Here is a 14,816-nt window from a genome sequence, read left to right on the forward strand (position 1 = left end):
TTATATTTTTACACAAAAAATAAATGTTACAGTCAAAATTTTCAAACTATTCACTTGAATGTGGCACTGACGAGGCTGGTCGCGGTTGTCTTGCTGGTCCTGTAACGGCTGCTGCGGTTATTTTACCCGATGGTTTTGAATTGCCGCTGCTCAACGATTCCAAACAACTTTCTGAAAAAGTAAGACTTAAACTTCAATCAATAATAGAGCAAAAAGCCACATCTTTCTCCGTTACGCATCTTGAACCTAAAATTATTGACGAAATAAATATTTTAAATGCTTCGATTAAAGCGATGCAGGAATGCATTTTTAATCTTTTTCCGCTGCCTGAATATATTATTGTAGATGGAAACCGATTTAAATCTATTAACGCAATTCCTTTTTCTACCATAATAAAAGGTGATTGTAAATATATGAGTATTGCAGCGGCATCGGTTTTAGCAAAAACGTATCGTGATGATTATATGAGTACAATTCACGAAGAATTCCCCATGTATAACTGGAAAAAAAACAAAGGGTATCCCACTAAAGAACACAGGGAAGCAATTAGAAAATATGGCGTAACCAAGTATCATCGAATGACTTTTAGGTTGCTGCCCGAACAATTAAAATTTTCGTTGGCAGAACTTCAAGTTGACAACACTATTAATTTGAAATAATTTTTGCCTCGAAAATCTTTTGAAAATGTTTAATAATTATTGCTTTTACTTCGACTTCATTAACGGTTTTTCCTAATTCAACATGCAGTGATGTAACTGCTTTGCCCTTAATTCCACAGGGTATAATGTAGTCAAAATAACCGAGATTCGTATTTATATTCAAGGCAAATCCGTGCATGGTTACCCAACGACTGGCGCGAACTCCCATAGCACAAATTTTTCGGACAAATGGTGTTCCTATGTCTATCCAGACTCCGGTTTCGCCTTCACTTCTTGTGCCTATTATATTGTATTCTGCTAGCGTTAAAATGATGACTTCTTCAAGAAATCGTAGATATTTATGAATATCGGTAAAGAAATTTTCTAAATCGAGTATTGGATACCCTATTATTTGTCCTGGCCCATGGTAGGTAATGTCGCCGCCACGATTAATTTTATAAAATGATGCGCCTTTGGTTTCTAATTGTTTTTCTGAAAGTAACAAATTTGACATAGCACCGCTTTTTCCCAAAGTGTATACGTGTGGATGTTCTACAAAAAGAATATAATTGGGTGTTATAATTTCTGGCTGAATTCTTTTCTGGATTTTTAAATCGACAATTTTCTTGAAAAGTGCTTCTTGATAATCCCAAGTTTCTTGGAAATCTTTAATCCCTAAATCGTGAAATTGTATTTCTTTATTCATTATATATCTAAAAGGACAAAGTTACAAAGTTTGCAACTATTCTCTACGTTTATGTTTAGCACCGATTGCAATGAAAATCCTTTTTATTGTTTTATAAAAGTTATTTTGACTGCGCTAGATGTGACAAAACAATAAAAAGATTGTTATGGAAAGCGGGAATAGGGATTGCAGATAAATCCCAAACCTTTCGCTCTTGATGTTTTGAATCATTTTTAAATAATCCTTATATTTGCACGCAAAAATACACCTTTATGCAACTTTCGGAACAAGAAATAATTAGAAGAGAAAAACTTAACGGTTTGCGCGCACTTGGAATAAATCCTTATCCAGCGGATTTGTTTCCTGTAAATCACACCTCCAAACAGGTTAAGGAAACTTTTGAAGAAGGTAAAAAAGTTATTGTTGCTGGTCGATTGATGAGTGTTCGTGATCAAGGGAAAGCGTGTTTTGCTGAATTGCAGGATAGCGATGGACGTATCCAATTGTATTTGAACCGCGATATGCTTTGCACAGGCGAGGATAAAACGATGTACAATCAGGTTTTTAAGAAATTGACCGATTTGGGAGATTTTATCGGTATTGAAGGTGAATTATTTACGACGAAAGTAGGCGCACAATGCATTCGTGTGGATCATTTTACTTTTTTGAGTAAAACGTTGCGTCCGCTACCGTTGCCAAAAACTGACGAAGAAGGCAAAATACATGATGCTTTTAATGACCCCGAATTGCGTTACCGAATGCGTTACGTAGACTTGGTGGTCAATCCGCATGTGAAAGAGGTTTTTTTAAAAAGAACTAAATTGTTTACTGCAATGAGGACCTTTTTTAATACAGCAGGTTATGTAGAAGTTGAAACTCCTGTTTTGCAAGCCATAGCTGGTGGTGCTGCTGCACGTCCTTTTATAACACATCACAATAGCTTAGATATCCCATTGTATATGCGAATTGCAAACGAATTATATCTAAAAAGATTAATCGTAGGCGGATTTGATGGGGTGTATGAATTTTCTAAAAATTTTAGAAACGAAGGAATGGACAGAACGCACAATCCAGAATTTACGGCTATGGAAATTTATGTTGCCTATAAAGATTACAACTGGATGATGGAAATGACCGAAAACCTTTTGGAATATTGCGCTAATGAAGTTAACGGAACTACCGAAGCTATTTATGGAGAACAAAAGGTAAACTTCAAAGCTCCTTATGCTAGAATTACAATGACAAATGCCATTAAGCAATTTGCAGGTTTTGATATTTCGGGTAAAACCGAAGTCGAACTTTTTGACGCCGCAAAATCTATGCATATCGATGTGGATGAAACTATGGGCAAAGGAAAGTTGATTGATGAAATTTTTGGAGCCAAATGCGAAGGGAACTTTATACAACCAACATTTATAACAGATTATCCAAAAGAAATGTCACCGCTGTGCAAAGAACATAGGGATAATCCCGAATTGACGGAGCGTTTTGAGCTAATAGTTTGCGGAAAAGAAGTTGCCAATGCTTATTCGGAATTAAACGATCCTATTGATCAGAGACAGCGTTTTGAAACTCAAATGGCTCTTGCCGAAAAAGGTGATGACGAAGCGAACGGGATTATTGACGAGGACTTTTTAAGAGCTTTAGAATATGGAATGCCGCCAACATCGGGATTAGGAATTGGAATGGATAGACTTGTTATGTTTTTGACCAATAATTTATCTATACAAGAAGTATTGTTTTTTCCTCAAATGCGACCAGAAAAAAAGCAATTAGAATTAACAGATGACGAGAAATTAATTATAAGTTTACTAAAAACAGATAATCATCAACCCTTAACGCAGTTAAAAGAGAGATCGGAATTGAGCGGAAAAAAATGGGACGCTGCTATGAAAGGATTATCGAAACATGGTTTGACCAAAGTGATGGTTGATGGCGAAAGTAAGCTGGTGGTTTTGAATTAAAAAAGGTTGCTGATTTCAAAGTATCTTAAAAAGATTAAACCATTCAAGGTATTTCTTGTCCAACGAGAACTTAAATTTAAAAAACATATAAAATGAAAAAAGGATTTTTAGCAGTTATAATGTTTGTTGGAATCACAACATTTGCGCAAGAAAAAGACGGGAAAAGAGGAGAAAAAGAAAAAATGACATCAGAACAAAAGGTCAATTTTATGGTCAAAAAGATGACAACCGATTTGACTTTAAATGAAAAACAAGTGGAACAAGTTAGAGTGTTGGTCGCTAATCAAGTTAAAAAAAGAGAAACAAAAAGAATCGAAACTTTGGATACTAAAGATAAAAGCAAAGCTGAAATAAAAAAAGAAATCGAAGCCAATCAAACTAATATGAGTTTGGAAATGAAAAAAATATTGACACCAGATCAATTTTCAAAATGGGAAAGTATTCGTAAAGAAAGAAAAGAAAAATTGAAAGAAAAAATTGCTGAAAGACGAACAAATAAAGAATCAGAGGCAATTCCTAAAAGTAAATAAAAATAAATTTTGAATTTTCATCAAAATAAATTAGTTTTGAAATAATTATTATAATTAAATCTTAAAAAAATGAAAAAATTTATTGCTGCTTTAACAATACTATTAGCATTTACCATAAATGCAAATGCACAAGATAAAAACGGTTTGAATTCAGCCGAAAAAGGAAAACAACAAGCTACTGAATTGGCAAATTACATTGGTTTAGATCAAACCATGACGGAGAATTTCGCAAGACTTTTTGAGCAAAAATTTTCTATTGTTGATGACCCAAATACAAAACCAGAAAGAAAAACAGAATTATCAAGAGTAATAGAAGCTAAAATTAGAGGTACGCTGAATGACCAACAAATTAGTAAATTAGAAAAAAATCCAGAATTGCTTAAAAAATTGATTAATTAAACTTTTAATACCCACAAAAAGTCCCGCTCGTTAAAAGATGAAGCGGGATTTTTTTGTTACAAGCTTTTTGCCACTTTATCAACTGCTTTTATCGTAAAGTCTAAATCGTTGTAGGTCAACGCATCTGTGATGAACCAGGACTCGTATGCCGATGGCGCAATGTAAACTCCTTCGTTTAACAAGCCATGAAAGAATTTTTTAAAGGTTTCATTATCGCCATTTTTAGCAGTTTGAAAATCAATTACAGGATTACCATCAAAATGTACAGACATCATGGAACCTACTCTATTTATAGTAAATTCAATTTTATTATCCTTTAATACTTTCTGAATTCCATCGTGTAAATAAGCTGTTTTTTCTTCCAATCTTTTGAAGATGTCCGAATCGTTGTTTAAAGCTGTAAGCATTGCTAGTCCTGCTGCCATTGCCAAGGGATTTCCTGATAACGTCCCTGCTTGATAAACGGGTCCAACTGGAGATAAATAATTCATAATTTCATGCTTGCCAGCAAAAGCTCCTACTGGCAAACCACCGCCAATAACTTTTCCGAAGCAAACAATATCGGCTTTTACCTTATATAATTCTTGAACTCCGCCTTTGGCTAATCGAAATCCGGTCATGACTTCATCAAAAATCAACAAAGCATTGTTATCGTCACAAAGTTGTCTAACTGATTTCAAAAATCCATCTTTTGGTGGGACACAACCCATATTTCCCGCAACAGGCTCAATAATTACTGCTGCAATTTGATTTTTATTAGACTCAAATAAAATTTTTACACTTTCCAAATCATTATAGTTTGCCAAAAGCGTGTCTTTAGCAGTTCCTTGTGTAACTCCGGGAGAATTTGGCGTGCCAAAAGTACTTGCACCACTTCCTGCTTGAATCAAAAAAGAATCCGAATGACCGTGATAGCATCCTGCAAATTTTATTATTTTATCTTTATTGTTATATCCCCTAGCTAAACGAATGGCGCTCATACATGCTTCTGTACCCGAATTTACAAAACGGATTTTATCAATATTTGGCACCATTGAAACAGCTATTTCGGCAATTTTTGTTTCTAATTCTGTTGGCATTCCAAAGGAAGTTCCCATTTTTGCTTTTTCAATTATGGCATCAACAACAGGTTGAAAAGCATGACCTAGAATCATTGGTCCCCATGAATTAATATAATCAATCAATCGATTATTATCTTCGTCATATAAATACGCCCCTTTTGCACTTTTGGCAAAAATAGGATTGCCGCCAACACCTTTAAATGCTCTAACTGGTGAATTTACACCGCCAGGAATTACTTTTTCGGCTTCAGCAAATAACTGACTGCTTCTTTGATACATCATCTTTGAAATGGGAATTTTGTTATTTAAATTATTTGACAATTATAGTTTGTCCTAAAGATATTTTTGTGTCGTTTAAATTGTTTTTTTTCTTTAATGCTTCAATCGAAATGTTGAATTTTTTAGAAATAGAATACAACGAATCTCCTTTGGTTACGGTATATTTTTGAGTATCTTCAGTATAAGTAACTGCGTTATTTGGAGCTGCCGCGATAAAATTTTTACCAAGAACTTCAGCATCAAATTTATTTAACTGATATTTTTCTATTAATGTAATCAGTTTGTCTGGATATTTCGAATCGGTGGCGTAACCAGCAGCTTTTAAACCATAAGCCCAACTTTTATAATCGTCTTTTTCAAATCCAAAAAGCTCCGAATATCTTGGTCTACTAGTTAAAAAATAAGAATGATCTTTGAACGACTGACTTGGATCGTCATATTTTCTAAAACATTCGTTTTCTTCGTCATCAGTATATTTAATGCTGGAACCAGTCCATTCTTTATGACATTTTATTCCAAAATGATTGTTCGCTTGAACACTCAAAGGTCCTGTTCCTGCACCAGATTCTAAAATGGCTTGTCCTAATGTTATACTGGAAGGAATCCCTGTCTTTATCATATTTTCTTTAGCAACATCTTTGTATTTTTCGATATATGCCAAAACCATTTTAGTTGTTACTTTCACTTTTGTTGTTGCTTCTAAAATTTCCGTAGCACTTACAAAACTTCCAACCGTTGGAGTGTCTTTTTGAGTAATCGCCACCGGATTTTTTATAGCAGAAGGTCTGTAAATAGGCTTTCTGACTCTTTGTGAAACTTGAGCTTCTGATTGCACTGAATCAGATTTTGTAGTTCTGATAACCGCCTGATTTGCGTTGCACGAGGCAACAAAAATCATAAGCAACACTAAAATAAATTTCTTAATCATCGACGCTAATTTCTAATTGTTTTTTTTGTTTTAAGGCCTTATTCATTCCTATAATTCCCTGCAATCCACCCGTGTGAATTACTAAAATTTTTGAATATTTAGGAAAATAATTTTTTTCAATTAAATCAAAAATTCCAAACATCATTTTTCCTGTATAAACAGGGTCTAAACGTATAGAATACTTTCGATAAAATTCGTTGATAAAGGTTATTAATGCTGGTGAAACTTTAGCATATCCCCCAAAATGATACGTTAAGATTAAATCCCAATTGCATTTGGTAGCAAATTTACAAATATCTTTTCTTAAAAAATCGCCTTTTAAGGCAGGAAAACCCAAAACTTGTTGACTGTTTTGTGAACAATTTATAATTCCAGAAATGGTGCCGCCAGTTCCAACTGCGCAGCATATATAATCAAATTGAACATCGTCTTTGTTCAAAATTTCCTCGCATCCTTTTACTGCCAAATAGTTGGTTCCTCCTTCGGGCAAAAGATAAAAATCGCCAAACTTTTCTTTTAGTTGATTTAAGAATTCTTGATTCTCTTTTCCTTTATAAATTTCTCTCGTTACAAACTCAAATACCATTCCTAGTTCTTGTGCTTTTTTTAAGGTTGCATTATTCTCAATTTGAAAACGCAATTCTTCGCCCCTGATAACACCAATGGTTTTAAAATGATGCTCATTTCCTGCTGCTGCAACTGCCAAAATGTGATTGGAAAATGCCCCGCCAAAAGTTAATAATATGTCTTTTTTTTTGTTTTTGGCTTGCGCCAAATTATACTTTAACTTTCTGTATTTATTACCTGAAATAATGGGATGTAACAAATCTTCACGCTTCATAAAAAGTGTGATGTCAGCATTTTCTATAAGGATTTCTTGATTGTTACTTTTTAAAAAATTCATCTTTCAAAAGTAATTTATTCAAACGAATTTTCGAAAAAAATCGATACCTAAACACTTCGTATACATATCTGGTATCTTATTTAGAAGAAACTATAATTTTTTTTCCAATAATTTGTCCATCAGTAGATTGTACTTTGATTAAATATACTCCGTCGCTCAAAGAAGCAGTAGAAAATTCATAACTTGTTTTTGAACCTAAATTTACTTTTTCAAAGACCTCTTTACCCAAAATATCGAAAAATGATACCGATCTAATGTCCAAAAAGTTTGGATTTGAAAGTGTTAATTGATGATTTGCATTGTCTTGAAAAATAATGACATTATTCTTTACAGAATGGTCAACGGATAAGTTTTCATTCTTAAAAGTTATTTCAAAACGATTGTTATAAATACCCGTTTGAAGTACAACTTCATAATCATTTTGTTTCAAATTGTGATAAGAACTATCAGAACCATCGTAAATATATATTTCTTGATTTTCATCAAAATTAACAACATCTGCGATACTAAATTTAAACGAAGTAGCATTGGAAACGTTAACACCAATGGGAATTCTTTTTTCTATGTCAAAATTTACTCCTTCAATAACATATTTTTCATTGGCAAGCAAGAAATAAACATCATTGGTCAAATCTGGATCAGGACTTAAAGCGTCTATTCCTCTATCAACTCCATCAGTTGCATTGGGCATAAATGTTAATGCTATTTGTCTAGTATTAATGTTATTAATTATAGTATTCAAACGAATAAGCGATGTGGTGTTGACACCATTATTTTGATTATAATTGGTGACGTTAGAAATTCTTTCAAAATGTGAATAAGCGCCAGACTCTTTGTAATACGCTCGATGAGTATTTTTTAGAGTTACCGATGTAGGAGAACCCGATGATTTTCCTTTTATCATAAAACCTTGACCAATTGGAGCGTATTTCCTTTGAATGGAAAGTCCAGAGGAGGAACCTGTAGTATTTACAGTCCCATCAATATAATAACTGCTATAAAAAGCGGGCACATAAACGCCATAATCTGTTGGTAATGTTCCACCTGGAGCATAAGTCCCATAACCTCCTCTGTAAGCAGTTAAGTTATGTGAATTAATGGTTTTATCTTGCTCCCAATAGTAGGCAATTCCTGTACAATCTGTATTGGTAGGATCTAATAAAAATGCATTTACATGCAAAGCCGAAGGGTAAGGATTACCTGTTAAGGTGAAATTATTTGTAGCTACGCCAACAGTTATGGTACCATCATTAGGTTTTCCTCTAAAGTCATATCGTTGAGCACTTCCTGTGTTGTTTGCAGCAACCTCACCAACAGTTGTTAGATCTGAGCCGCTTGTGCCTTTCATGGTAAATCCTTGACCTGGTGCAATAGTAGTCGTTGCTGCGGATTGTACCCAGCCACTGTAATTAGATTGTGCTAAAAATCTAAATATCCAATACGAGGCAATAAATAGTGTTCCTGTTCCAGAAAATCCATTGTAACTTGAACTATTTATTGTTGCTGGTGCGCTAATTGTATTGGTTGATGGCAGATTTAACATTGTAATGCCGAAATTTTCGTTGGTTGTTACACCAAGTGTTGCATTTCCTATGGGTGAACACCAATAATTATAGGCGTAATTATTAACTGTTCCTTCTTGAAAGACAGAAAGTTTTCCTACTCCAGTATTACTCGAAACCCCCACTGTTCCTTGCACAAACTGACCTTCGTTTCTAAGATAAAAATTACTATTAATACCGTTCAGTTCTAAATTTCCTTTACTATAAACCACAGTTCCTTTGTTAAAAATAAAGCTATTATTTTTAACAAATAATTGCGAATAGCTAAAGTTTATAGAAAAAGCAATCCAAAAAATAAACAGTACTCTTTTCATAGAACAAAAATAAGAATATTTTATAAGTTATTCATTTTCAAATCCAAAAATAATTTTTATCGCATGCTAAATTGAGTTTAAAACCAAAAATATTTTTTTTCGTATTTAGGGAAAAGAAATAGTTGATTGCTTGACTTCAAATGTTTTGATAAAAACATTTATTTTTTTGTTTTTGATTAAAAACATTTTCTAAAAATTGAAAGAATTGTCATCCACAAATATTATTTTAAAAAGCCACCATTCAAATTGCCTTAAAAAGTGTAATTCGCCGATTATCTATGTATTACATCAATGTTTTTATGATTTTTATAGAATTAAAAATACTTTTATAAGATTAAAATTGAGTTTCAAAAAATGTTAAATTATAATGAGTAAAGCTACTATTAAAAAAATTATGTCTACAAACTTAAAATTTAAAACTGTATTGGTTTTGATTTTGATGTTTTTTGCTGATGTAGTAACATCTCAAACTTTAATTTCTCCCGCTGGTGATGGTGGTTTTGAGTCTGGAATTACTTTTGCGGCGAACAATTGGTCGGTAGCTAATGGTGGAAATCCGAAAAGAAACTGGTACGTTGGTACTGGTCAATCAGGATTTACAGGATTAAGATGTGCCTTTATTGGGAATAATACCACCACAGTTGGAACAGACGGAAGCGCTCGTATTCAACATTTGTATAAATCTATAACTGTGCCTGCTGGTGCCACAAACATACAATTAAGTTTTAAATACAAACAAGCAGTTTCAGATTATGCTGCTGGTATCTATTATGATTACATTTCTGTATATACTGATGTTGTAGCCCCAACAGGAGGAACAGCACCGGGGGGAACATTAGTTTTTGGACCATATCCAAACGCTAATACTACTACTTTTACTACCCAAAGTGCTACGTTATCTAACGCGCTTGCAGGCACAACAACAAATTTAATTTTTACTTTCAATTGCGATAATCTTCCCCCAGATGGTTATGGAGCTGTTGATGATATATCATTAACTTACACACCTGCTCCAATGCCCACCATCACCAATTTACTCCTCCCTTCAAGTGGCTGTGTTGGGTCAAACATTACTATAACCGGAACAAATTTTACTGGTGCAACAGCAGCTAACGTAAAAATTGGCGGGACTCCAGTTGCATCAATTACATCTAATACAGGTACTACAATAATAGCTGTAATCGGGGCTGGAACCACTGGTACGGTGAGTGTAACAACTGCTGGAGGAACAGCCACCAGTATTGGTGTTTTTTCAGTAAATCCAAATCCAGCTGCTATTGGCGGCGGAGCAGCGACAGTTTGTACGGGAGTTAATACTATTGCTTTTACTGATGCCACTGCTGGCGGTACTTGGTCAACTTCAAGCGGAACGGGTTCAGCATCTATTTCGGCTGGTGGTATTGCTACTGGAACTGCCCTTGGTACTGTTACTGTTTTGTATACTTTACCAACAACATGTAGCGTTTCAAAAGCATTAACTGTGCAACAAACTCCGGGAGCTATTGCGGGTGGTGCCGCATCTGTATGCGTCGGGTCTTCTACCCCTGCTTTTACTAATCTAAATGCTGGTGGAGTTTGGACTGTTGTAAACGGATCTGGTACCGCAACTATTACAGCTGGCGGTGTTTTAACGGGAACTGCCCCAGGAAATGTTACTGTAAATTATACAATTGGATTATGTACTCCTGCTACTTATTCGGTAACGGTAAATCCTAGTCCAACAGCACCAACTGTTCCTGTAAATTCTTTAGTAACTAGTTCAGGATTTACAGTGTCTTGGACTGCATCTGTTGGAGCAATAAATTATGTGTTAGAAGTTTATACAGATGCTGGACGTTCAATTCCTGTTTCAGGTTCACCATTCATTATATCTAGTCCAACTACTAGCTATGCAGTAACCGGACTTAATTCGGCAACCTCATATTATTATCAAATTAAAGCTACAAATATAAATTGCAGTAGTGCTTATTTGCTTGGAACAGTTACTACCGTCCTCACTAATGATGAATGTAGTGGCGCAATATCTTTAACCGTTTCAACTACTTGTTCCTATACAACCTATACCAATGCGGGAGCTACTGGCAGTACCGGAATGACAACACCTGCTTGTGCTAATTATCTTGGTGGGGATGTTTGGTTTTCAGCAGTTGTTCCCGCAACAGGTGAGCTCGATGTAGACCTAATTGAAGGGGTGATGACCGATAGCGGTATGGCTTTTTATTCAGGAACTTGCGGTTCACTAACTTTATTAGATTGTGATGATGATAGCAGTAATAATGGTTTAATGTCCTATATTTCCAGATCGGGATTAACACCAGGACAAACTATTTATATAAGAGTTTGGGAATACGGCAATAATAATAATGGAACTTTTGGTATTTGTGCCACTACACCAAGTTGTCCATCTCCATCAAATTTATATCCTAATATTCTATCTAATACTAGCGTAACAGTAAATTGGAATGCTTCTACTCCATCTGCCTCGGGTGGGTACCAGTATTTCATCAATACCACGGGAGTTACGCCAACTTCAAGTACAATTCCCACTAGCACAACTTCGGCAGGAGTAATAAGTGTAACACTTACTGGATTAACCACAGGACAAAAATATTATTTTTGGGTACGTTCCTTTTGCGGAGGTACCGATGTAAGCACATGGTTTGGACCAACTAATTATTCTCCTTGTGCAGTTGGTAATGGTACAGGAAATACAACTAATGCTTGTCCATCTATAATTGCTGGAGGTCAAGGTCTAAATGGCGCAAGTCCTCCAGCGGTAATGTGTTCGGCATCAACATGCACCAGTTTAGAAGCAACCTATTTGCAGTTAAATCAACCAACAAATTATAGTGTTTCCTCGATTCCTTATGTACCGCCATACCAATACACATGCTTGCAAAACCCTGTGAGTGTAAATGTTGATGACGTTTGGTCGCCAACAATTAATCTTCCTTTCGATTTTTGTTTTTTTGGAAACAATTATAATAAATGTTTAATTGGTTCTAATGGGGTTATAACATTTGACACCACTTCAAATACTCCAGGAGGATATTCGACATGGTCGTACAATAGCGATTTACCCAATGTTTCTCTTTTCAAGAACACTATTTTTGGGGTTTATCATGATATAGACCCAAGCAAAGGTGGACAAGTTGGATGGGAATTAATAACACTTAATACCGGTTGTAGAGCACTTGTTGCCTCATGGAATAATATTCCAATGTACTCGTCTTCATGCAATGCAAGCTTATATACTGGAATGATTGTATTGTATGAAAATACCAATGTTATTGAAGTTTATATAAAAGAAAAGAATATTTGTTCAACTTGGAATAATGGTAATGCTATTGTTGGAATTCAAAACGCTGCAGGAACCGCGGCCGTAGTTGCACCTAACCGAAATGGTTTGAGTACAGACTGGTCTACAACAAATGAAGCTTGGCGATTCGTACCAACTGGTCCATCTTTAACATCTATAAAATGGTTTCAAGGCAACAGCACATCGGGCACACAAATTGGCACGACAGATATTATCAATGTATGTCCAACAGTTACTACCACGTACACAGCAGAAGTAACTTATGCGCTTTGTAGTGGTAACAATTTAAAATATACCGGTAATGTATTAGTAACCGTTAATGGAAATAAAATTTGGAATGGAACACAAAGTCCTGACTGGAACACACCAAACAACTGGACACCAAGTGGCGTGCCAACAAATGCAAACTGTGTTATAATTCCAACAACTGCTAATAATCCTATTATTTCTAATTCTCCAGATGCTGTTGGATATAATTTATTGGTTTATAACAATGCACAGTTAACACTAAATACAAATAAAAATTTAACCATTGTTGATAAAGTTACTGTGCAACCAAGCGGTGTTTTTACAATTAATAATAGTGCGAGCCTAATACAAATAAACAATATTTTAAATTCTGGAAATATAATTTGTAAAAGAGATGCTTCGAATGTAAGAACTCTCGATTACGTGTATTGGTCATCCCCAGTGGCTAATTTTAATGTGGATAACATAGTGTCACCTTACTCTTTTGGTCCAATTTATAAATGGAACACAACAATTGCAAATTCAAATGGGGGACAAGGAACGTGGCAAACTGCATCTGGAACCACAATGATTGCTGGAAAAGGATATATTGCACGAAGTCCTAGCGCATCTCCTTTTAATAATACTACCTTCAATACCTTAAATGGCACGTTTACTGGTGTTCCAAACAATGGTGATATTACAATTCCTATTGAAAGAGGAACAGACCAAAACACCGCATTACATTATGGAACCAATGGCATACAAGTCACCAATTTAAGTGACAACTGGAATTTACTGGGAAATCCTTATCCATCGGCTATTCGAGGAAGTCAATTTTTATTTGACAACAACACAAAAATAGAAGGAAATATAAGGTTATGGACACATGGAACACTTCCGTCTAACCTTATTCAAAATCCATTTTATTCTTCATTTGTTTACAATTATACTACTGGTGATTATCTTACGTATAATTTTACAGGAACTAGTTGTTGTCCAGCAGCAGCTTCTGATGTCTTTATTGGAGCGGGTCAAGGATTTTTTGTACAAATGATTGATGGTTCTGCGGTAAGTACAACAGACAATGTTACAGTTTCTTTTAATAATAACTTAAGAAATGCCAGTTTCAGCAATAACGTTTTTTACAGAACAATAAACAGCACAACGAGTTCTACTACTTTTGACGTTAATACAATCGAAAGAAACAGAATTTGGTTGGACCTTGTAAATCCTAATGGTCAATCCGATAGAACTTTATTTGGATATATCGAAAATGCAACAATGGGAAGGGATAGTTTCTTTGATTGTATCACACAAAATTATGGAGGAACACAACTATATTCTGAAATTGGAGATACCAAGTTCTCTATTCAAGGCAGAAGCTTACCATTTGATGTGAATGATGAGGTACCAATTGGTATCAATATTCCAACACAAGGCAATTATACCATCGCAATTGCAGGAATTGACGGATTATTTAACAGTCAAAACATCTACTTAAGAGATATTCTATTAAACATAACACATGATTTAAAAGTAAGTCCCTATTCTTTTTCTTCAAATACTGGAGCTATAAACGACAGATTCAAAGTAATTTATTTAACTAATGCGCTCGGCACATCCAATACAGCTTTTGAAAACAATGTAAAAGTTATGACTAATAAAAAAGTGGTTGTAAATTCAAGTAATTTACTGATGGAAACTATTATTGTTTACAATGTATTAGGTCAAAAAATAGCAACTTATGATAACATCAACTCCAATGATTTAATTCTCACAAGTCTGAACAAAAACAATGCAACACTCTTGTTAGAAATAAAGTTGCAAACAGGGGGAACTGTTATTAAAAAAATTATTTATTAAGGCTTTAGTCTAATTTATATATGTTAAATTAATTATGTCTTTAAATTCATACCAAGCTGTAAAAGAAGTAGCTATTAAGGCTATTGTTTTGTTCACTGGGCTTTGATTTTCATTTATTATCGATTTGAGTGCATACCAG

General features: G+C 34.6%; 10 protein-coding genes. 5 read left to right on the top strand and 5 right to left on the bottom strand.

The genetic code is table 11. The features are described from left to right. The first annotated feature begins 23 nt into the window (after positions 1-23). Complete coding sequence (locus tag Q0Q96_RS03465) at positions 24-659, top strand: ribonuclease HII (RefSeq protein ID WP_293871789.1); 636 nt, start codon at positions 24-26, stop codon at positions 657-659. Here Q0Q96_RS03465 and lipB read toward each other — a convergent pair. Then, positions 646-1,344 (bottom strand): lipoyl(octanoyl) transferase LipB, encoded by a 699-nt coding sequence (gene lipB / locus Q0Q96_RS03470; RefSeq protein WP_293871792.1) that lies wholly within the window; start codon positions 1,342-1,344, stop codon positions 646-648. The genes Q0Q96_RS03465 and lipB overlap by 14 nt on opposite strands. A gap of 251 nt (positions 1,345-1,595) precedes the next feature. On the opposite strand from lipB, the gene lysS reads away from it, so the two are divergent. The 3 genes from lysS to Q0Q96_RS03485 all read left to right on the top strand — a co-directional run bounded on the left by lysS (position 1,596) and on the right by Q0Q96_RS03485 (position 4,216). After that, complete coding sequence (gene lysS, locus Q0Q96_RS03475) at positions 1,596-3,287, top strand: lysine--tRNA ligase (RefSeq protein WP_293871796.1); 1,692 nt, start codon at positions 1,596-1,598, stop codon at positions 3,285-3,287. 92 nt (positions 3,288-3,379) lie between these two features. Beyond that, positions 3,380-3,817 carry a hypothetical protein gene (locus tag Q0Q96_RS03480; protein WP_293871799.1) on the top strand — a complete coding sequence of 146 codons (438 nt, stop codon included), beginning with the start codon at positions 3,380-3,382 and terminating at the stop codon, positions 3,815-3,817. Between the two features lie 69 nt (positions 3,818-3,886). Continuing rightward, a complete protein-coding gene (locus Q0Q96_RS03485) occupies positions 3,887-4,216 on the top strand; it encodes a hypothetical protein (protein WP_293871802.1) in 330 nt (109 codons plus the stop codon). A gap of 56 nt (positions 4,217-4,272) precedes the next feature. On the opposite strand, the gene hemL is transcribed toward Q0Q96_RS03485, so the two are convergent. The 4 genes from hemL to Q0Q96_RS03505 all read right to left on the bottom strand — a co-directional run bounded on the left by hemL (position 4,273) and on the right by Q0Q96_RS03505 (position 9,264). Next, the gene (gene hemL, locus Q0Q96_RS03490; RefSeq protein WP_293871805.1) at positions 4,273-5,559 is read right to left on the bottom strand and encodes a glutamate-1-semialdehyde 2,1-aminomutase; all 1,287 of its coding nucleotides are present in this window, start codon (positions 5,557-5,559) and stop codon (positions 4,273-4,275) included. Positions 5,560-5,587: 28 nt separating this feature from the next. Next, positions 5,588-6,484 carry a glucosaminidase domain-containing protein gene (locus Q0Q96_RS03495; RefSeq protein WP_293871807.1) on the bottom strand — a complete coding sequence of 299 codons (897 nt, stop codon included), beginning with the start codon at positions 6,482-6,484 and terminating at the stop codon, positions 5,588-5,590. Continuing rightward, the gene (locus Q0Q96_RS03500; protein ID WP_293871810.1) at positions 6,477-7,388 is read right to left on the bottom strand and encodes a pyridoxal-phosphate dependent enzyme; all 912 of its coding nucleotides are present in this window, start codon (positions 7,386-7,388) and stop codon (positions 6,477-6,479) included. The genes Q0Q96_RS03495 and Q0Q96_RS03500 overlap by 8 nt, the downstream gene beginning before the upstream one ends. A gap of 76 nt (positions 7,389-7,464) precedes the next feature. Next, a complete protein-coding gene (locus tag Q0Q96_RS03505) occupies positions 7,465-9,264 on the bottom strand; it encodes a T9SS sorting signal type C domain-containing protein (RefSeq protein WP_293871813.1) in 1,800 nt (599 codons plus the stop codon). Between the two features lie 394 nt (positions 9,265-9,658). Here Q0Q96_RS03505 and Q0Q96_RS03510 point away from each other — a divergent pair, with 394 nt between their 5' ends. Then, complete coding sequence (locus Q0Q96_RS03510; protein ID WP_293871816.1) at positions 9,659-14,677, top strand: IPT/TIG domain-containing protein; 5,019 nt, start codon at positions 9,659-9,661, stop codon at positions 14,675-14,677. The last annotated feature ends 139 nt before the right edge of the window (positions 14,678-14,816 follow it).

Origin of the sequence: Flavobacterium sp., assembly GCF_025352015.1 — a bacterium.
GTDB lineage: Bacteria > Bacteroidota > Bacteroidia > Flavobacteriales > Flavobacteriaceae > Flavobacterium.

Bases quoted from the DNA above. Each gene is read 5' to 3' on its own strand.
- Q0Q96_RS03465 (WP_293871789.1), top strand. From the start codon at position 24: ATGTTACAGTCAAAATTTTCAAACTATTCACTTGAATGTGGCACTGAC.
- lipB (WP_293871792.1), bottom strand. From the start codon at position 1,344: ATGAATAAAGAAATACAATTTCACGATTTAGGGATTAAAGATTTCCAA.
- lysS (WP_293871796.1), top strand. From the start codon at position 1,596: ATGCAACTTTCGGAACAAGAAATAATTAGAAGAGAAAAACTTAACGGT.
- Q0Q96_RS03480 (WP_293871799.1), top strand. From the start codon at position 3,380: ATGAAAAAAGGATTTTTAGCAGTTATAATGTTTGTTGGAATCACAACA.
- Q0Q96_RS03485 (WP_293871802.1), top strand. From the start codon at position 3,887: ATGAAAAAATTTATTGCTGCTTTAACAATACTATTAGCATTTACCATA.
- hemL (WP_293871805.1), bottom strand. From the start codon at position 5,559: ATGATGTATCAAAGAAGCAGTCAGTTATTTGCTGAAGCCGAAAAAGTA.
- Q0Q96_RS03495 (WP_293871807.1), bottom strand. From the start codon at position 6,484: ATGATTAAGAAATTTATTTTAGTGTTGCTTATGATTTTTGTTGCCTCG.
- Q0Q96_RS03500 (WP_293871810.1), bottom strand. From the start codon at position 7,388: ATGAATTTTTTAAAAAGTAACAATCAAGAAATCCTTATAGAAAATGCT.
- Q0Q96_RS03505 (WP_293871813.1), bottom strand. From the start codon at position 9,264: ATGAAAAGAGTACTGTTTATTTTTTGGATTGCTTTTTCTATAAACTTT.
- Q0Q96_RS03510 (WP_293871816.1), top strand. From the start codon at position 9,659: ATGTCTACAAACTTAAAATTTAAAACTGTATTGGTTTTGATTTTGATG.